Origin of the sequence: Streptomyces xanthophaeus (assembly GCF_000725805.1) — a bacterium.
Taxonomy (GTDB): Bacteria; Actinomycetota; Actinomycetes; order Streptomycetales; family Streptomycetaceae; genus Streptomyces; species Streptomyces xanthophaeus.
The window spans coordinates 1-18981 of the sequence record NZ_JOFT01000013.1 but is presented as its reverse complement, the minus strand read 5'-3'; the positions used below and the strand labels follow the sequence as shown (position 1 = coordinate 18981).

The window sequence follows — 18981 nt, the reverse complement described above, 5'->3', positions numbered from 1 at the left end:
TGGCCCCGGAGTCCCGCGCCGATGACCCAGCCCCCGTGGTCGGCCGGCCCTGTTCGCTCCTCACCCTTGACCGTCACCCGCCGCGCGGGCTGTCCATCACGTCCTGCCGAATCGCCGGGCCGCTTCCGGGCCCGGCGACAGAACCGTCATGCCCCCGGGCAGCCGGCCTGCTGCGGTGTGAGCCGACCCATGAGGAGAATCCTGTGTCCCGTTCCGTTCCGCGAGTGCGGTGGATCGCCCTCGCCGCTTCGGTGATCGGCACCGGCACCGGCACCGGCACCGGCACCGGCACCGGCACCGGCGCCGTCCGCCAAGGCATCAGGACGTGACCGGTACCCCGAGGCCCGTCACCCTGCCCCCGACGGTCTGGGCCTGCAGCGGCTGGTTCGTGGGAACGGCAGCCGCCTCGCTGGTCCACGGCCGGCTCGATGCGCTGAAGGCGGCCGGGACCGTCGAGGACTTCCTCCCCCGTGTCCCCGCCGAGGAGGAGAGCACCGACTTCCACATCCGGTGGCCGGCCGCCGCCGACGCATCCGTACGGGTTCACCTGGCCGTGCGCGAGGTTGCGGAACAGGGCGCATGCCGCTACCGGTTGGTAGCCGAGGCGAGCCGGCCCTGGGACTGGTCGTGGCCCTCGCCCCTGGCGCTGTTCGCGCCCCCGACGCTGCTGTGGGACGTCTGCGACCAGTCCACCGCGGGCCGCTTCGGCCATCCCAACCGGGTGCCCACGACGGCCGCGATGCGCGACTGGTTGCGGGATACCACCGCGAGCCCCTGTTCGATCACCGTCCTCGTCCACGACGACGCCACCACCTACTCGGACACCCCCGTGCTGGAAGGGCTGCCTCCCGGGCTGACGGGCCGCGTCCTGGAGTACCGGGTCTTCGGCGCGCAGCGCCACGCCGTGAACCGTTTCCTGCGACCGACCGGCGTGCAACTGCCCCCGGGTGGCGCCCTCATCCTGCCCTCCCGGCCGCCCCGGACCGGGATCCGCCCCGAAGCCCTCACCGTCAAAGGGCACCCGGTCCGCGGTCGCGCACCGCTCCTCGACGCCGTCGTCCGCTACGCGGACGAGCCCTGGCCCGCGACCGGCCGCTTCCTCGACCGGCTCCACGGACTGCGCGACGCCTGGCCCCTGGAATCCGAACGCGAACGCCTGGACCGCGTCCTGGCAGCCCTGGCGGACCAACGGCTGTGCATGGGTGCCCTCACCGCGCAGTACGCCGGCCAACGGGCCCTGGCGGACACCCGCAAGGCCGCGCTCGACGACGCGCTGAAGGCCGCCCGCGAGGCCGAGGACCGCGAGCGCGCGGCGGTCGAACAGCTCCGGGACGTGCAGACGCGGCTGGCCGCCCTCGCCGAATCGGTCGGCTCCGGCGCCCTGTTGGTCGCCGTACGCGCCGCCGACGAACGCCGCGAGGCCTCCGAGCAGGACGTGGAGGCAGCAGAGGAGCTCCTCGACGCGCAGACCGAGGAGATCCTCCGCCTGCGGGCACAGCTGACCGCCACGCCCCACCGCGTCCCCGTCCCCGCGCAGAGAGCGCCCGTGCCGTCCGGTTGGGAGGAACTCGCCGACCAGGCACGCCATTCGTTCGCCCGGCTCCTCCTGGCAGACATCACCGAAACCATCCGCCCCCTGCGCGGCCACCCCCACGAGCCGGTCTGGATCCGCCGGACCTGGCAGACCTTGGAGACCCTGGAGAGCTATGCCGCGGCGAAGGCCGAACACGGTCCGCGGCTGCTGCCCCACCTCGCCGCCTACCTGCGCTGGCCCGCCGCCGCCACGCTCTTCCCCGCCACCCGCCACGCCCCCGGGGAGTCGGAACGCCTGATGGCCAGTGCCCGCCCGCGCGAGGCCCGCTACTTCCCCGTACCCCGCACCATCCACCCCGCGGGGCAGGTCTTCATGGGCGAGCACGTCCGCATCGGCTCCGGCCGCCCTCCGGCCCCGCGCCTCCACCTCTACGACGACACCAGCGGGCGCACCGGACAGATCCACATCGGCTACATCGGCGCGCACCTGCCCTGACCGGACGGTGACGGGGCCTTGGGGGGAGAGGGGCTCGGGGGTACGGCACCGGACGTGGTCACGAGGTCTGGGTGACCACATACGACGGCGACAACACCTCCCACCGGCGCCGAAAAGCCGTGCAGGACACACGGACAGGCAGGGCGCCGGCCCCCGAGACGGCGAGCCGGACCCCATGATGACGAACGTCACCGCCCGCTCGCCCGCGTGACGCAGCGCATTCACCCGAATGCTTGTGCAGTGACGTTTCCCCTCTGTTCCCGGACCGCGACGACCGGCCCGCGGAGCCGGCCGGCGGGCTGAAATGGCCTGCGGGGGCACCAGGCAGGTCTAGGCTGGAGACAACCTCGCGGCCTGCGAGCCGGGGCGGGGAGGTGAGGCGCATGATGAGCAGTTCGGGGATGGGGCAAGTCCTCGCCGATCTGCGCCCCGGGACGGGCAGCGCGGACTTCTTCGGCGGAGACCCGGCCCAGTGCGCGGTCGTGCTGGGTTTCGACGGTGTCGCCGTGTCCCTGACCACGGCGCAGGGCTTCAGTGAGCTGGTCTGGTGCTCACCCGGGGTCAGCGCCGCGTTCGAGGACCTGCAGTTCACCCTCGGGCAGGGACCCGCCTGGGACGCCGCCGCCCGCCTCACCGCCGTGACCGAGCCCGAGCTGCACAGCGTGGCCGCGGACCGCTGGCCGGTGCTGCTGGCCGAAGCCGTCGCCCTCGGAGTACGGGCCGTGTTCTGCATGCCCCTGCACCTGGGTGGGGCGTGCCTGGGGACCGTGACCTTCCAGCGCGCCGTTCCCGGACCCGTGACGGCCCCGGCCCTCCTGGACGCCCGCCTCCTGGCCGCCGCCATGCTCGCCGTCATCCTCGACAAGACGCCCACGGCGCAGGAGTCCGCCTCTGGGGAGGAACACCCGAACTTCCACCGGGCGGCCGTGCACCAGGCCACCGGCATGATCAGTGTGCAGGCCGGCGTCACCCTCGCCCAGGCCCTGCTGCTCCTGCGCGCCTACTCCTACCGCCACGCCCGCCCCGTCGCAGACGTCGCCGCGGACGTGGTGGCCAGGCGGGTGCATTTCAGAGAACAACCGGAGCCGGACGCATCTGGCCGAACGAAGGAGTGAAGGCCATGAACCGCGAGACCCGTGTTCTGGAAGTAGTCGTCGAAGCCGTCGACACGATGCTCGACGACTACGACCTGATCGACTTCCTGCAACGGCTGTGCGAACGCTGCGTCGAGCTCCTCGATGTCTCCGCCGTCGGCGTCATGCTCGTCGACCACAGCGACACCCTCCAGCTCATCGCCGCTTCCGACGAGCACACACGGCTGCTGGAACTCTTCGCCCTCCAGCACGACGAGGGCCCCTGCGTCGAATGCCACCGCACCGGACACACCTGGCTCAACGTCGACCTCAACACCCCTGCGGCCACCGTCGGGTTCCCCGCGTTCGCCGCCGCCGCCCGCGAGGCCGGCTTCGCCACCACCCACGCCCTGCCCATGAGCCTGCGCCAGCAGGTCATCGGCGCGCTCAACCTCTTCCACCGGAACACCCGGACCCTCACCCCCGCCGACGTGCGCCTCGCCCAGGCGCTGGCCGACGTCGCCACCATCGCCATCCTCCAGCAGCGCACCATCGACCGGCATGCCGTCGAGCGCCAGCAGCTGGAAGCGGCGCTGAACAGCCGCATCACCATCGAACAGGCGAAGGGCGTCCTGGCGGAGCGCTGGCAGACCGACCCCGACACCGCCTTCACCGCACTGCGCCGCCACGCCCGCAGCAACCGGATCAAGCTCTCCGAGCTCGCCGCGCAGATCACCTCGGGCGCCTTCGACACCGAGACCATGGACCGCACCTGACGGAGCCGCGCCGTGGCCGGGGCGCCCGCCGTGGGGCGGGGGCAGGGAGGGTGCGGGAATCAACCCGTGCGCAGTTCCCGCTCCGCCACCACCCGGAAGGGGTTCGGCGGGCGGCCGGTGAGGCGGCGGACGGTGTCCGTGGTGCGGTCCTCGGCTCCGTCTGCGATGGCGCGGTCCATGGCGGCCAGCATGGCCGCGAACTCCTGCGGTATCGCTGCGGCCAGGCGGTCGCGCAGCTCCTCGTAGGTCAGGTGCCGGTGGACCACGGGGCGGCCGTTGACCTGGGTGAGGATCGCGGCGATGTCGTCGTGGCCGAGGGCCTGCGGCCCGGTCAGGACCAGGTCGGTGCCGGGCGCCCGGTCGGCCGCCAGGGCGTGCACGGCGACGGCGGCGATGTCGTCGGCGTCGACGAATCCGACCCGGCCGGACCCGGCTGCCGTCCGGATGACCCCCTCCTCGCGGATGCTGTCGGCGTGGGCGTGCTCGCCGGTGAAGTTCTGCATGAACCAGGAAGGCCTCAGGACCGCCCACTCGTCGAACAGGCCCGGCAGCGCCCGGTGGACCTCCCCGACCGCCGGGCCGCCCGCAGGGATCGCCGAAGAGCTGAGGAGGACGACGCGACGCACTCCGGCGGCGCGGGCCTCCCGGAGGAAGGGCATCATGACCGCGGCCGGATCGGGGTCGCCGACGGGCGGGACGAGGTAGGCACGGTCCACTCCGTCGAGGGCGGCGCCGAAGGTGGCGCCTTCGTACCAGTCGAAGCGGACCGGCTCCGCCCCCGGGAACGGGGTGGCCCGGCGTCCGGCGGCCTTGACGCGGTGGCCCGCGGCGATCAGCTGCGCGGCGGTCCGGCTGCCGGTGGTGCCGGTGGCGCCCGTGACGAGGACGGCCGGGGTGAGGGTCATCGGGCGCTGCTCCCCGTGAAGTCGATCCCGGACGCCTCGACGGCGAGGGCGTTCCGGTAGTCGCGCAGGCGCGGACTGGGGCGGTACGGATCCGCCGGTGAGGTGGTTGCGGGCATGAGGCACTCCGTCCCGTACGATACGGACCAGCGGTCCGCTTCTTCGTGAACGATACGGACCGCCGGTCCGGATCGCAAACGGAGGATCTCGATGCCCGAACGCAGCCCACGCAAGGACGCGGCCCGTAACCGGGCAGCCGTCTTCGCCGCCGCCGATGAGCTGTTCGCCCACTGCCCGAGCCCCGGGGACGTGACCATGGCCGACATCGCGGCAGCGGCCGGCGTCGGCAAGGGGACGCTCTTCCGGGCCTTCGGGGACCGGACCGGGCTGATCGGCGCGCTGTACGAGGCGCGGCTGGAACCGATCAGGAACGCCGTCGAGGACGGTCCGCCACCGCTGGGGCCCGCCACGGCCCCGCTCCAGCGCGTGCCCGCCCTGCTGGACGCCGTCCTGTGCTTCAAACTCGACAACCGCCACCTCGCCCTGGCCCTGGAGGGGACGGGCGCGGACAGTCCCTACCGGACCGCGCACTACGAGCGGTGGCACACCCTGCTCCGGGACCTGCTGGACCAGATCCCGGGCCCGGCCGGCACGGACTTCACCGCCCACGCCCTGCTCGCCGCCACCCGGGCCGACCTCGTCGCCTATCTGGCGGGCGACAAGGGCGTGCCCCGTGAGCAACTGCGCGAGCAGCTGGCCGAGTTCATCGCCGGGATCCTCGACACCCGCACGCGACGGGGACCGGCCGACGGGCAGTGAGGCCGCCGCCCGCACCGCGGGAACGACCGCAGGGGACGGTCAGGCGAGGGGCAGGCTCTGTTCGGACCAGACGGTCTTGCCGCCCATGGTGTAGCGGCAGCCCCAGCGGTGCGAGAGCTGGGCGACGATGTACAGGCCGCGACCGCCCTCCTCGGAGCTCCGGGCACGCCTCATCCTCGGCTGCGTGTTGCTGGAGTCCGAGACCTCGCAGGTCAGGGTGTCCGCCCGGATCAGCCGGAGCCGGACCGGGCCACCGGCGTGGCGAATGGCATTGGTGACCAGCTCGCTGACGATGAGCTCCGTGCTGAAGGCGAGCTCGTCGAGGTCCCAGGCGGTCAGCTGGGCCAGGACGAGATGGCGTGCGTCGGCGACGTTCGCCGGGTCGGCATCGAGCTGCCAGGTCGCGATGGAGCCGGCCTCCACCACCCGGGTGCGGGCCAGCAGGAGCGTGACGTCGTCCCTCAGCCTGCCCGGCGGCAGGCCTTCCACGATGTCGTGGCGGGCCTGACGCAGCGGCCGGCCGAGCACGTCCGCCCGTACGAGCCGGTCCGCCAGGTCGCGCATGCCCTGGTCGATGTCCCCCTCACCGCGTTCGATGAGGCCGTCGGTGTACAGGACGAGGACGCTTCCCGGGGGCAGGTTCCGTTCGACCGGTTCGAAGGGCCAGCCACCGACCCCCAGGGGAGGGCCGGGGCTCAGCTCGACGTACTCCACCGTTCCGTCCGGGCCGACCACGGCCGGCGGCGGGTGGCCGGCGCTGGCCATGACGCAATTGCGGGTGACCGGGTCGTAGACGGCGTACAGGCAGGTGGCCCCGGCCGGTCCGCTGGGCACCGGAGTGCCCGCGTCGGCGTCCTCCGGGTCCTCGCTCTCGGCCTCGGCGACGACCTGCAGGACCATGTCGTCCACGTGCGCCAGCAGCTCCTCGGGCTCCAGTTCCAGGTCCGCCATCGCCCGTACGGCGCTGCGCAGGCGCCCCATCATGGCCGTGGCGTGCAGCCCGTGACCGGCGACGTCCCCGACCACCAGGGCGACCCGGGCCGACGACAGCGGGATGACGTCGAACCAGTCGCCGCCCACCCCGCTGTCCGCATCGGCGGGCAGGTAGAGGCCGGCGGCTTCCAGTGCGGGCCTTTCCGAGGTGGCCGGAGGCAGGAGGCTGCGCTGCAGGCCCACCGCGGTACGGCGTTCCTTGGTGTAGCGCCGCGCGTTGTCCACGGCGACCGCCGCGCGGACGGCGACCTCCTCCAGGAGCGCCAGGTCCTCCTCGTCCAGCGGGGACGCGTCCCCCGTGCGCCAGAGCGTGAGCCTCCCGAACATGATGCCGCGGGCGCACAGCGGCGCCGTCATGGCCGAATGCGCACCCGGGACGGCGGTGGCCCACTCCGGGGCCGCGTCGTCCCCTGACCCCGCGGACGGGGTTCCGAGGCGTGTGACCAGCTCGCCCTGGCACTCCCGCGCACCGGGCGCGACGGGCAGCGGCATGCCCGCCTCCGTCGCCGTGAAGTGGGTCGTACCCGTACGCAGCGCGTCCGCCTCCGCTCCGGCGACGGCCATCCGGATCAGGGGCAGTGCGTGGTGCCCGTCGGCGGGTGGTTCACCACCGGTCAGCACGGTCTCCGCGAGATCCACCGCGGCGCAGTCGCCGAACGTGGGCACCAGGACCTCGACCAGGTCCTCGACCGTGCGCGGGACGGACAGGGAACCGCCCAGCGCCCCGGTCGCCCGGTACAGCAGGTCGAGGCGCCGACGGGACCGCTCGTGGTCCGTGACGTCGGTGAACACCGCCGCCACACCCATCGGATCTCCGTCGGGCTCCTGGAGCCGGAACGCCTGGACGGTCACGACCCGGCCGCCCCTCGGGTCGTCCAGGGTGCGCACGGTCGTCTCGAAACCGACGAGAGGCGTCCCGGTGCGCATGACCTCCCGCAGCCGCTCGTCGATGATCCGCGCGTCCTCGGCCCACAGGAAGTCGGCCAGGCGCCGGCCGTTCAGCGCGACGGGCACCCCGGTGTACGGCAGCAGGTGCGTGTTCGTCCGCAGCAGGCGCAGGTCCGCGTCGAAGACGGCCAGCCCCACCCGGCCCTGCAGGAACAGTTCCTGGGTGAAGGCGTGGTCCTGCCGCCACTGGGCGACCAGCTCCAGGGGCGCCCCCAGGACGAGGCAGCGGGCCGCGTCCGCGCCCGCGCCGTCGTTCAGCGGGATGACGCGGAAGCCGATCGCCAGCTCGCGTCCCGTGCCGTGCCGCAGCGTGGCCCGGCCCTCCCACCCCTCCTGCCGCGGCTGCCTGCCCCGGGCCTGGGCCAGGACCGCTTCCCAGCTGCCCGCATCCGCCAGGAGGTCCCGTACGTGGCGGCCGCACACTTCCGTGGACGTGCGCTCCAGGAGGGCTTCGGCCGCCGGTGTCCAGGCGACGACCGTCCCGGCACCGTCCAGCAGGGCCGCGGCCGTGTTCGTGACGGCGAAGGGATAGTCCTGGTTGCTCTCACTGGCGCGCATGCGTGCCCATCTCGTCCGCCGGTCCCGCTGTCCTCATGCTGGTCCATGTCCGGAACGGGAGCCAGAGGCGTTGCGCCATCCGGTACCGCTTCAGGCCTCACCCACCAGTGTCGCGCGAGCCCGGCCCGGGCGGAGGACGGCCGCCGCAGGCGCGCGGTGCCGCTCAGGCGATACCGGCGACGGGAGCGTGCGGCACTGCGGCGACCGTGTCCGGCACCTCCCGGTGGCGGGCCTCCTCGAAGGTCCGCAGCAGGTCCGCCGCGACGCTCACCGCGATCGTGGCGGGTTCCTTCCCGGTGATCCCGGCGATCCCGATCGGGGTCTTGATCCGGTCGATCGTGGCGGCGTCGTGGCCGCCCTCGGTGGCCAGGCGTTGCCGGAAGCGTGCCCATTTGGCGGCCGAGCCGATCAAGCCGATCGACCCGAGGCCGGGGGTGCGCAGGGCGGCGTCGCAGAGCGCGGCGTCCTCGGCGTGGTCGTGGGTCATGACCAGGACGTGGGTGCCGGGCGGCAGCTCGGTGAGCACCTCCTCCGGAAGCAGCAGGCTGTGGTGCACGTGGACCTGCGCCACCGCGTCCGCGAGCACGGAGAGCCGCTCCTCGGTGAGCATGTCGGGGCGGGTGTCGATCAGGTGCAGGTCGAGGTGGTGGCGGGCCAGGATGCGCGCCAGTTCCAGTCCGACGTGCCCGACGCCGAAGACCGCCACCGCTTCGACCACCGGCAGCGGTTCGAGCAGCACGGTGACGGCTCCACCGCAGCACTGCACGCCGTGCCGGCCGGTGACCTTGTCGTTGAGGGCGAATTCCATCAGCTCCGGCTCCGGACCGGGCGTGCCGTTCAGCTCGCGCGCCCGGTCGATGGCGACGGCCTCGATGTTGCCGCCGCCGATCGAACCCCACGTCTCGGTCCGGCCCACGACGAGTTTGGCACCGGCGCGGCGGGGCGCGTGGCCGCGCACGGTCGCGACGGTCACGAGCACGCCGGGTTCCCGGCGTGCCCGCAACCGCGCGACCGCGGCCACCCAGCTCATGTCAGGCATTGCTCAAAGCACTTGCGTCGGTCGGGACCCCGCTGCCGTCGGGCGCGTCGCCGCCGTGTCGCGCGCCGCCCCTACGGGCTCCTTCGATCGCCCAGTACACCGCCTCGGGTGTCGCGGGGGAGGCGAGTTCCACGCTGGCTCCGGCGGGCCCGAACGCAGCGGCGGCCTGCCGCAGGGCCTCCCGTACGGAGAAGGCCAGCATCAGCGGGGGCTCACCGACCGCCTTGGAGCCGTAGACCGCACCCTCCTCGGTGGCGTTCTCCAGCAGCCTGACGTTGAACTCCTCGGGCATCTCCGAGAAGCTCGGCAGCTTGTACGTGCTCGCCGCCTGGGTCAGCAGACGGCCGCGGTTCGGCCCGTCACCCGCGTCCCAGCGCAGGTCCTCAAGGGTCAGCCAGCCCGCACCCTGCACGAAACCGCCCTCGACCTGACCTATGTCGATCATCGGGGAGAGGCTGTCGCCGACGTCGTGCACGATGTCCACCCGCCGGATGCGGTACGCGCCGGTGAAGCCGTCCACCTCCACCTCGGCCGCGGCGGCGCCGTAGGAGAAGTACTTGAACGGTGAGCCCTGGAAGGCCTTCGCGTCCCAGTGCAGGCCCTCGGTCCGGTAGAAACCGGCCGCCGACAACTGGACGCGCTGGAAGTACGCGGTGCGCACCAGGTCGTCCCAGGCCAGCTCCTCGTCGTTGCCGAGGACGCGTGCGACGCCCTCGACGATGCGCACGTCCGAGGCGTTCGCGCCCAGTTGGGTGCCGGCCACCTGGAGCAGCCGCTCGCGGATCTGCTCGCAGGCGTTCTTGACCGCGGCGCCGTTGAGGTCCGTGCCGGCGCTGGCGGCGGTGGCCGAGGTGTTGGGCACCTTGTCCGTGCGCGTCGGGGCGAGGCGCACCTTGTGCAGCGGGATGCCGAGCGTGGTCGCGGCCACCTGGAGCATCTTGGTGTGCAGGCCCTGCCCCATCTCGGTGCCGCCGTGGTTGATCAGGACCGAGCCGTCCTTGTAGACCAGCACCAGCGCACCGGCCTGGTTGAAGGCGGTGAGGTTGAACGAGATCCCGAACTTGATCCCGGTGAGCGCGAGTGCCCGCTTGGTGTCGGGGTGCGCGGCGTTGAAGGCGGCGATCTCGCGCTTGCGGTCGGTGACGGCCGCGTCGTCGTGGACCTGCCGCCAGACGGTGGAGATCCGTTCGGGGCGCGGAACCGGCTGTCCGTACGGCGTCGACTGGCCCTGCCGGTAGAAGTTGCGCTCGCGCAGCTCCATCGGATCCAGGCCGAGCAGGGGTGCGCACCGGCCCATGATGTCCTCGATCACCAGCATGCCCTGCGGTCCGCCGAAGCCGCGGAAGGCGGTGTTGGACACCTTGTTGGTCTTGGCGATGCGGCCCGCGATGCGGGCGTTGGGAATCCAGTACGTGTTGTCGATGTGGCACAGCGCGCGGGCCACCACGGGCTCGGACAGGTCCAGGCTCCAGCCGCCGTCGGCGGTCAGGGTGGCGTCCAGGGCCTGGATGCGGCCCTCGGAGTCGAAGCCGATCTTCCATGTGGCGTGGAACCCGTGGCGCTTGCCGGACATGGTCAGGTCCTGGGTCCGGGTGAGCCGCACCCGGACCGGCCGGCCGGTCAGCCTGGCGCCGAGCGCGGCGACGGCCGCGAACCCGTGCGGCTGCATCTCCTTGCCGCCGAAGCCGCCGCCCATCCGCAGGCACTGCACGGTCACCTCGTGGCTGTGCAGGCCGAGGACGTGCGCGACGATCTCCTGCGTCTCCGAGGGATGCTGGGTGCTGCTCTGGACGAACATCTGCCCGTTCTCGTCGACGAGGGCCAGCGCCGCGTGCGTCTCGAGATAGAAGTGTTCCTGGTCGGAGAACTGGAACTCGCCGGTGAACACGTGCGCGGAGTCCTCGAAGCCCGCATCGACGTCGCCGGTCAGCATCAACGGCCGGGCGCCGTGGAAGCTTTCCGCCGCGATCGCTTCCCCGAGCGTGATCACGGAGGGCTTCTCGTCGAGTTCCACCTCGACGGCCTCCGCACCGAGCCGGGCCGCCTCCAGGGTCTCGGCGAGGACCCAGGCGACCGCGTGGCCGTGGAACATGACCTCGTCGGGGAACAGCGGTTCGTCGTGCTTCATCCCGGCGTCGTTGACCCCGGGTACGTCGGCCCCCGTCAGCACGCGGACGACACCGGGCACGGCCAGCGCGGGCGCGGTGCGCAGTGCGGTGATCCTGCCGTGGGCCTTCATGACCTGGACCGGGTGGGCGTGCAGTACGTCCTTGGTGCGGTGCACCAGGTCGTCGGTGTAGAGCGCGGCGCCGGTGACGTGCAGGTCGGCGCTCTCGTGCGGCATCGAAACGCCGACCACGGGCTTCTCGGGCCGTTCGGACAGATGGCTCATGACGACACCTCCTCGGTGGTCTGCGCGTACATCTTCAGCAGGCTCTGGCCGAGCATCGCGGAGCGGTAGCCGGCGCTGGCGCGGTGATCGTCCATCGGTGTCCCCTGGGCCTGCAGCACCAGGGCCGCGGCCTCGACGGTCTGGGCCTCCCACGGCCTGCCCTCCAGGGCCGCCTCGGTGGCGAGGGCGCGGATCGGGGTGGCGGCCACGCCGCCGAGACCGATGCGTGCCTTGCGTACGATCCCGTCCTCGATGTCGAGGGCGAAGGCGACCGCCACGCTGGAGATGTCGTCGAAACGCCGTTTGGCGATCTTGTGGAAGGCGGTGACCGGCGACAGCGGCAGCGGGATGCGCACCGCGCGGATCAGCTCGCCGGGACGGCGCACGCTCTGCCGGTAGCCGGTGAAGTAGTCGGCCAGGGGGACCTCGCGCTCACCGTCGGCGTCGGCGAGCACCAGCGAGGCCTCCAGGGCGAGGAGCACCGGCGGGCTGTCGCCGATGGGGGACCCGGTACCGAGGTTCCCGCCGAGGGTCGCACTGTTGCGGACGAGGCGGGAGGCGAACTGCGGGAACAGCTGCGCCAGGAGCGGGACGCTGCCGTCGAGGCGGCGTTCGATCTCCGTGAGCGTCAGCGCCGCCCCGATCTCGACGCGGTCGGATCCGACGCGCAGTTGCGTCAGTTCGGGCAGCCGGTCGACCGCGACCACGCAAGGCGCCCGGCGGGAACGGATGTTCACCTCCACGCCCCAGTCGGTGCTTCCGGCGACGGCCACCGCGTCGGGGCGCTCGCGCAGGAGCCGCAGCGCATCGGCCAGCGTGCCCGGCCGGAGGAACTCGCTGTCGCCCTGGGCGTAGGCGGTGGCGGCCGGTGCGGGCGGTGACTGCTCGCGACGCCGGGCCAGGGGGTCGTCCTCGGCGGGCGTACCGACGGCGAACGCGGCATCGCGGATGGGGCGGTAGCCGGTGCAGCGGCAGAGGTTTCCGCTCAGCGCGTGCAGGTCGAAGCCGTTCGGACCGTGCTCGGGATCGGCGCCGTCGGCCGGATCCGGGTGGGCGCAGCGGTCGGGCCGGTAGTACTCGGAGGCCATGCTGCAGATGAACCCCGGTGTGCAGTACCCGCATTGGGAGCCGCCGCGGACGGCCATCTCCTCCTGTACGGGGTGCAGCGCGGCGGGCGCACCGGCTTCGCCGGGGGTGGCGAGGCCTTCGGAGGTGATGACCTCCTGACCGTCGAGGGCGGCGGCCGGGACCAGGCAGGCGTTGACCGCCACCCAGTCCGTGGGGCTGTTCACCCCGGGCCGGGCCACCAGCACCGAACAGGCGCCGCATTCGCCCTCCGCGCAGCCCTCCTTGGTGCCGGTGAGGCCGCGCTCGCGCAGGAAGTCCAGCACCGTGGTGTGGGGTGCGGCCGGTGCGATCGGGGTCTCTTTCCCGTTGACCGTGATCCGCGCCGCTACCATGACAGGTCCTCGTTCCGGCGGGCGGTGGATATGACTGTCCTAGTCGCCATGTGAAGGTGCTTTCTCTTTCAGTGGCGCAGCTCGATGACCCGGAGCGCGACAGATCGGCACGCAGAGATGTGCCGTGAGTGGTGACAGAGGTGGAGAGGTTCCGGGGCCGCGATCGGGCACGCCGGGAAGGGGCTGTTCAGCAGCCGTGTGCTACGCGGCCCGGGGCCCACGCGATCTGGTGAGCGAGGCGCAGCAGTTCGGAGATGGTCGACATCCGGCTTCGCCTCCTTCCAGTGGCCCACGAGTCGGTGCGCTCGAAGTTACGTTGCCGCAGGTTCGCCGGTCAAGTGCCGATGTCGGTGGATTCCACGAACTCAGGCCGCTCCGCCGTCGGAGTTCTCGTAGGCGCATCCAGCCCGCCCGGCGCGAAGGTGCGGGGCCGTACGGCGGATGCTGCAATGAGAACAGAGCTGCGTCCGCCGCCACCGCACGATTGCGTCGCCTGCGGGAACCCGTTCCCGCAGGAACACCGCCGGCCCGCGGCCCCCACGCAAGGAGTGCTCATGAGCGACGACATCGAAGACATGGGCCCGGTCGACTACCTGGTCGTCGAGTTCCCCGGGAACCGGATGACGGGCGAGGCGTTCCCCCTGCTGATCGACCTGGTGGACAAGGGCCTCATCCGCCTCCTGGACCTCCGGTTCGTACGGAAGGACGCCGACGGCACCGTGACCGCCCTGGAGCTCACCGCACTCGGCGACGACGCGGACGCACTGGGCCTGACCGTCTTCGACGGCGTGTCCTCCGAACTGCTCGACCAGGACGACCTCGACGACGCCGGCAACGCCCTCCAGCCCGGGAGCGCGGCCGCGATCCTGGTGTACGAGAACCGGTGGGCCGCCCCCTTCGCCCGGGCCCTGCGCCGCAGTGGTGCCCAGATGGTGGCGAGCGGACGCATCCCCGTGCAGGCCATCCTGGCCTCCCTCGACGCGGAGGAAGCCGCCGCCGGGGACCGCCCGCCGCAGTGAGAGGGCCCGCGGTCCGGGCCGGTCGGAGGACCGGCCCGCCCTCCGGTGCAGCGCCGGGCGAGTGAAGCCGCGGCGGCTCCCGGCCGTGTCCCCCGCCGACCAGCGGCGGCAGGCCGAGCATGGGCACACCTACCCGCCCTGCCGTCAGGAGCCCTTCCCCGTGCTCGAACGCAAGCAGCGCAAGGACCGCACCGAGGTCACCTTCGTCCTGCCCGCCGACACCCCGCCCGGCCCCGTCAGCGTCGTCGGAGACTTCAACGACTGGCAGCCGGGCACCCATACCCTGGCCCCGAGGCGCGACGGGATGCGCGCCGTCACCGTCGCCCTGCCGGGCAAGAGCGTCCACTCCTTCCGCTACCTGGCCGCGGGCGACTACTGGTTCGACGACGAGACCGCGGACGCCCACGACGGTAACAACAGCCGCCTGCACACCTGAGGCACCTCACGCGGTGGTGGATCCTGCCGTGATCAGGGCCGAGAGGGCCGGCAGACCGGCTTCGGCCAGCGCCCGGCGCTGACGGTCCGCCGCGGTGCCCTGCTGGAGGAGCCGGTGGACGAGCGAGCTCACCTCGCGGAAGTCACCGTTCTCCTCCAGCGCGGGCGCGATGTGCCGCAACAGCATGCACAGCACGTCCCCGCTGCTGCGCATCCGTCCGGCCGGGTCCACCAGCGTGCCGCTCATCCCGTGCCGGGCCGCGTGCCACGTCGCGGCCTGCAGGACCTCGGGCCGGCACAGCGCCGGAGCGACCCCCGCCTTCTCCTCGGCGATCGCGGTGGCGGCCAGCCCGCGGATGACCCCGGCGAGCATGACGGCGTCGTCCGCCTCCAACTGCACGTCGCAGCAGCGCACCTCGACCGTCGGGTACCGCTCGGAGAGCCGGGCCTGCCAGTACATCTGCCCCCGGTCGGGGATCACCCCTGATTCCAGCAGCCCGTCGGCCCGCGCCTCGTAGTCCGCGGCTCCCGCGAAGTACGGGGGCGGTCCGCTGACGGGCCAGCGGCCGAAGACGATCGTGCGCCAGCTGGCGAAGCCGGTGTCCCGCCCGTCCCACAGGGGACCGTTCGCGGACATGGCCAGCAGTGTCGGAAGCCAGACGCGCAGCCGGTTCAGGACGGCCACCCCGGTCTCCCGGTCCGGCACGCCCACGTGTACGTGCATCCCGCAGATCAGCTGTTCGTCCACCAGCAAGCGGGCCTCGCCCGCCATCTTCAGGTACCTGGGCGTGCCGGTGACGGGTACGGGGGCCACGCCCCTGACCGGCGCGGTGGCGGAGACCGCGATGCGGCAGCCGTTCTCCTGCGCGGCGGATGCGACCGCGTGACGCAGCCGCAGGAGATGTCCGCCCACCTCCTCCAAGGCCGTGCACACCGGGGTGGCGACCTCGATCTGCGCCTGCAGCAGCTCGTCCTGGACCTCGCGCTCGTCCGCGATCGGCGCCAGGCGTGCCGTGGCACGCACGTCCTGCACGAGCGGAGTGGGGAGGAGCGTCTCCGGGTGGACCAGCAGGTACTCCTCTTCGACCCCAAAAGTGATCATGATGTGTGGCTACCCTCACTCAGGGGGCGCGAGTCGGTCGACGGCCGCCGCTCACCCAGGAGGCGTGGGCGTGATCCGGCGGGTGGCGGAGCGCAGGGCGAAAGCCATCACCACTTCGAACACGCCGAGCAGGACGAGCCACAGTCCCAGCAGCCGGGTCAGGGCGACCGCGGAGTCCACCGGGAAGCAGAGCACGACGATCCCGGCGACGGTGCCGAGGGCGCCGAGGGCGAAGAGCAGGCCGCGGTGGACGAGCGTGCGGTCGGCGATCGCCACGTACGCCGTGAGCACCCCGGTCAGCAGCCAGAACACTCCGACGATCAGCGACAGCGCGCCGACCGTCTGCATCGGATGCCGCAGGACCAGCACCCCGGCGAGGAAGGCCAGCATGGCGATCAGGATTCCGGCCAGTCTGCTGCCGCCCCCGTCGCCGCCGTGCGAGAACGCCGTGACGAACCGGAAGCCACCGGCCACCAGGAGCTGGAGACCGAGGATCACGGCCAGGATGTGCAGCGTCTCGTCGGGCCAGACGAGTACGAGGATGCCCGGGATCAGGGTCGCGAGTGCGATGCCGAGCGCCCAGTGCCAGGAGCCTCCGAGCTGTCTGAGGACGTCCTCGGGATCGCTGCTCTGCCTGCGGTGCGGTGCTGCGTCGGGGGATACGGCCATCAGGGCCTCCGGGGTCGGCCGAACGGCCCTGCGGGGCCCTTCGAAGCCATCGGACATGCCTTGTCCACCTGTCAGGCCCATTTTAAGCCGGTATGTCACAGCTGGCGCGGCCCCGGCCGTTCAGGGGCAACTCGATGCCGGGTCGTCGTGGACCAGGGCGCAGGCCATCTGCTCGCCGCGCCGATGGTCCGGATAGGCCGCGCGCAGCTCGGCCTTGAAGTCGTTCCACTGGCGGGTGGTCTCGGCGGTGGCCCCGGAGGTGGCGCGGGCGAAGTTGTCGCCGGTTCTGGAGCGGCGGGACGCGGCCGTGTCCTTGTTCAGGTCACGGTTGTGGGTGACGCGGCCGGCGCAGTCCGCGGACTTCACGCCGGTGGAGTCGATGTCGGAATAGCAGCCGGTGGTGAGGTCCACGGGTATCCGGGTGCGTGCGTCCCGGGTCCAGTCGGCGTCCTTCATGGCGCTGTAGCGGCGGATGTCGAAGAAGGGTGCGACATCGGTACGTGCCAGTCCGGGAGGGTTGTCGAGGCCGACGGGACCGGGCGCGGCCCGGTCGGACCAGTTCGAGTGCGAGTAGAAGTCCTGGATCGGGTGCCAGCCCCGGCCGAGCTGTTCCAGGACCGCGCACTTGGCGCGGGTGGGCGCCTCGTTCCACACACAGGGGGAGGGGGAGGACAGGTCGCTCTGGTCGGCCCTGACCTTGCCGTCGGCGTCGACGAGGCCGTCGGCCGCCCGGACCGCGTTGCGGAAGCGGGCGACGGAGGTACCGATGCAGGCGAGGAGCTCGGTGGTGGCCTCGTCCCGGCTGCGGGGATAGTCCTGGCCGTAGCGGGCCGCGAGGTAGTCGGCGTTGTCGCAGTGGAGCGGACCGGAGAGGAAGTATCCGCCGTGGTCGTCGGCGTTGACCGCCCCGTCACGGGCATCCGCCATCGCTGACAGGGTGGCCGGCTCCCAGGGCAGGGCCGCCCGTGTGACCGTCTCGTGGTTGCCACCGGTGAACGCGAGCGCGGGGCCCGACGGCGCAGCGGCCAGGGCGGCCACGCACACGGCCACGACAGCCGTTCGGGTCGGGCTGGGCGGCAGGTGAGGGGACACGCGACGCCTCCAGTCGTACGAGTGGTGCGGAGGTCTCACTGCCAGCCTAACGAGCCACCGGTGGAGCCGCCGGAGGACAGCAGCCCGCTGCGCTTGCCCTTGCCACGGTGGGCGCAACAGAACGCGCGGATCCCTGGAGCCAGGTGTGCAATGGCCGGTAGCCGGACTTTCGCCTCAGCCGTCCCCAGGGAGCGTTATGAGTGTCCCGCCCGAGCCGCCCGCACAGCCGCCCGCCGGTGCGTCCGCCGGGGCGCCCGCACCGGTCCGGGCGGGTGGATCGCGTGGTGGGCGGATCGTGAAGAGCACCGTCTCGGCGGTGCTGATCACGCTCACCTGCATCCTCGTCCCCCTCTCGCTCCTCACGGTCTGGGTGCACGACATCGTGCTGGACACCGACCGGTACGTGTCCACCGTCTCCCCCCTCGCCTCCGACCCGGCGATCGAAGCGGCCTCCGTACGCCGCATCACCGACGCGGCCGATGTCCGCGTCGACGGCGCCCAGGTCACGGCCGACCTCGCGAAATGGCTCGAATCGCAGGGGCTGCCGCCCCGCGTCGGCACGGCGGTCAAGGCGTTGGGCCCGCAGCTGGACTCGGCCGCCGACGCGGCGGTGTCCAAGGTGGCGACCCGTTTCGTGGAGAGCGACCGCTTCGAGAAGGTCTGGACGACCGCCAACCGTGCCGCGCACTCCGCGGTGGTGCACGCGCTGACCGGCCAGGGCCGTGGCGCGGTGGGGGTCGAGGGCGGCACCGTCACACTCGACGTCGGGGAAGCCGTGGAGAGGGTCAAGGAGGACCTCGTGAAGGCCGGGCTGGCCCCCGCGGAGAAGATCCCCGAGGTCGACAAGCAGATGGTCCTCTTCCAGTCCGACAAACTGGCCAAGATCAGAAGCGCCGTCCACCTCCTCGACGTCCTCGGCAACTGGCTGCCGGTGCTCACCGTGCTCCTCGGGGTGGCGGGGGTGCTGCTCGCGCGGCGCCGGCGCCGCGCGCTGGTCACCACCATGCTGTGCGCGGCCGCCGCCTGCCTGATCCTCGCCATCGGCCTGGTCATCGCCCGCCGTTACTACCTCGACCACCTCCCGGAACAGGTCCAGTCGCCCGCCGCCGCAGCGGCCGTCTTCGACACGCTCGTGCGGTTCCTGAGGGTCAGCATCCGCACCGCGATCGTCCTCGGGATCGTGGTGGCCCTCGGCGCCTACCTGTCCGGTGCCGGCCGGCTGCCGCGCGGGGTACGGGGCACGGCGGAACGCGCCGCGGACTCCGCCGCCGGGTGGGGCGCCTCCCACGGAGTGCACACCGGGCGGGCCGGCACGTGGGTGGAGGCCAACCGGCGCTGGATCACCACCGGAGTGCTGCTCGTCATCGCCCTCGTGTTCGCCCTGTGGAACCACCCCACGGTGCTCACCGTCCTGCTGCTGGTCCTCATCCTCCTCGCCGTGCTCGCCGTACTGGCACTGCTGGCGGCCGGCGGCCGCCAGACCACGAGGACGGAGCGCCCGGCAGGCCGGTAGCCCGCCGCCGCCTGCGTGGCGGTTACCAGAAGGGCCCGTGAGAATGGCAGGGAGGTGATCGCACATGTGCCGATGGCTCGCGTACTCGGGAACACCCATGCTGCTCGACACCATCCTGTACAAACCGGCTCATTCGCTGATCGACCAGAGCCTGCACTCGAA

At 72.4% G+C, this 18981-nt stretch carries 16 protein-coding genes and 1 pseudogene; 9 read left to right on the top strand and 8 right to left on the bottom strand.

Going from position 1 to position 18981, the window contains the following annotated elements; all coding sequences use genetic code 11:
- The first annotated feature begins 203 nt into the window (after positions 1-203).
- The 4 genes from IO30_RS47590 to IO30_RS0107840 all read left to right on the top strand — a co-directional run bounded on the left by IO30_RS47590 (position 204) and on the right by IO30_RS0107840 (position 3878).
- On the top strand, positions 204-329 hold the full coding sequence (locus tag IO30_RS47590) for a hypothetical protein (RefSeq protein ID WP_272933188.1): 126 nt from the start codon (positions 204-206) through the stop codon (positions 327-329).
- On the top strand, positions 326-2029 hold the full coding sequence (locus IO30_RS0107850; protein WP_051902028.1) for a hypothetical protein: 1704 nt from the start codon (positions 326-328) through the stop codon (positions 2027-2029). Before IO30_RS47590 ends, IO30_RS0107850 begins: the two co-directional genes overlap by 4 nt.
- A gap of 383 nt (positions 2030-2412) precedes the next feature.
- On the top strand, positions 2413-3144 hold the full coding sequence (locus IO30_RS0107845; protein ID WP_157853149.1) for an ANTAR domain-containing protein: 732 nt from the start codon (positions 2413-2415) through the stop codon (positions 3142-3144).
- Positions 3145-3149: 5 nt separating this feature from the next.
- The gene (locus IO30_RS0107840) at positions 3150-3878 is read left to right on the top strand and encodes a GAF and ANTAR domain-containing protein (protein ID WP_031140665.1); all 729 of its coding nucleotides are present in this window, start codon (positions 3150-3152) and stop codon (positions 3876-3878) included.
- 59 nt (positions 3879-3937) lie between these two features.
- Here the strand turns inward: IO30_RS0107840 and IO30_RS0107835 are convergent, their stop codons facing one another.
- Positions 3938-4783, bottom strand: coding sequence for an NAD(P)H-binding protein (locus IO30_RS0107835; protein ID WP_031140663.1), 846 nt, complete (start codon positions 4781-4783; stop codon positions 3938-3940).
- A 207-nt stretch (positions 4784-4990) separates the two neighbouring features.
- Between IO30_RS0107835 and IO30_RS0107825 the strand changes: the two genes are divergently transcribed.
- The gene (locus IO30_RS0107825) at positions 4991-5599 is read left to right on the top strand and encodes a TetR/AcrR family transcriptional regulator (RefSeq protein ID WP_031140661.1); all 609 of its coding nucleotides are present in this window, start codon (positions 4991-4993) and stop codon (positions 5597-5599) included.
- A gap of 39 nt (positions 5600-5638) precedes the next feature.
- On the opposite strand, the gene IO30_RS0107820 is transcribed toward IO30_RS0107825, so the two are convergent.
- From IO30_RS0107820 to IO30_RS0107805, 4 genes are all read right to left on the bottom strand, one after another.
- The gene (locus IO30_RS0107820; RefSeq protein WP_031140659.1) at positions 5639-8098 is read right to left on the bottom strand and encodes a SpoIIE family protein phosphatase; all 2460 of its coding nucleotides are present in this window, start codon (positions 8096-8098) and stop codon (positions 5639-5641) included.
- A gap of 163 nt (positions 8099-8261) precedes the next feature.
- Complete coding sequence (gene xdhC, locus IO30_RS0107815; RefSeq protein WP_051902024.1) at positions 8262-9128, bottom strand: xanthine dehydrogenase accessory protein XdhC; 867 nt, start codon at positions 9126-9128, stop codon at positions 8262-8264.
- Between the two features lies 1 nt (position 9129).
- The gene (gene xdhB / locus IO30_RS0107810) at positions 9130-11529 is read right to left on the bottom strand and encodes a xanthine dehydrogenase molybdopterin binding subunit (protein WP_031140655.1); all 2400 of its coding nucleotides are present in this window, start codon (positions 11527-11529) and stop codon (positions 9130-9132) included.
- On the bottom strand, positions 11526-12989 hold the full coding sequence (locus IO30_RS0107805) for a xanthine dehydrogenase small subunit (RefSeq protein WP_031140653.1): 1464 nt from the start codon (positions 12987-12989) through the stop codon (positions 11526-11528). Before IO30_RS0107805 ends, xdhB begins: the two co-directional genes overlap by 4 nt.
- Before the next feature lie 554 nt (positions 12990-13543).
- Between IO30_RS0107805 and IO30_RS0107800 the strand changes: the two genes are divergently transcribed.
- Positions 13544-14008 (top strand): DUF6325 family protein, encoded by a 465-nt coding sequence (locus IO30_RS0107800; protein WP_031140651.1) that lies wholly within the window; start codon positions 13544-13546, stop codon positions 14006-14008.
- 160 nt (positions 14009-14168) lie between these two features.
- A complete protein-coding gene (locus tag IO30_RS0107795; RefSeq protein ID WP_031140649.1) occupies positions 14169-14444 on the top strand; it encodes an isoamylase early set domain-containing protein in 276 nt (91 codons plus the stop codon).
- A 6-nt stretch (positions 14445-14450) separates the two neighbouring features.
- Here IO30_RS0107795 and IO30_RS0107790 read toward each other — a convergent pair whose 3' ends face one another.
- The 3 genes from IO30_RS0107790 to IO30_RS0107780 form a co-directional block, all read right to left on the bottom strand.
- Positions 14451-15545, bottom strand: coding sequence for a carboxylate-amine ligase (locus IO30_RS0107790; protein ID WP_031140647.1), 1095 nt, complete (start codon positions 15543-15545; stop codon positions 14451-14453).
- A gap of 51 nt (positions 15546-15596) precedes the next feature.
- Positions 15597-16214 carry an HdeD family acid-resistance protein gene (locus IO30_RS0107785; protein WP_051859124.1) on the bottom strand — a complete coding sequence of 206 codons (618 nt, stop codon included), beginning with the start codon at positions 16212-16214 and terminating at the stop codon, positions 15597-15599.
- A 120-nt stretch (positions 16215-16334) separates the two neighbouring features.
- Positions 16335-17306 (bottom strand): hypothetical protein, encoded by a 972-nt coding sequence (locus IO30_RS0107780; protein WP_157853147.1) that lies wholly within the window; start codon positions 17304-17306, stop codon positions 16335-16337.
- Between the two features lie 295 nt (positions 17307-17601).
- On the opposite strand from IO30_RS0107780, the gene IO30_RS0107775 reads away from it, so the two are divergent.
- Together IO30_RS0107775 and IO30_RS46810 are read left to right on the top strand one after the other, a co-directional pair.
- On the top strand, positions 17602-18819 hold the full coding sequence (locus IO30_RS0107775; RefSeq protein ID WP_308443087.1) for a hypothetical protein: 1218 nt from the start codon (positions 17602-17604) through the stop codon (positions 18817-18819).
- A 64-nt stretch (positions 18820-18883) separates the two neighbouring features.
- Positions 18884-18981 (top strand): annotated as a pseudogene (locus tag IO30_RS46810) (class II glutamine amidotransferase); the annotation flags it as partial.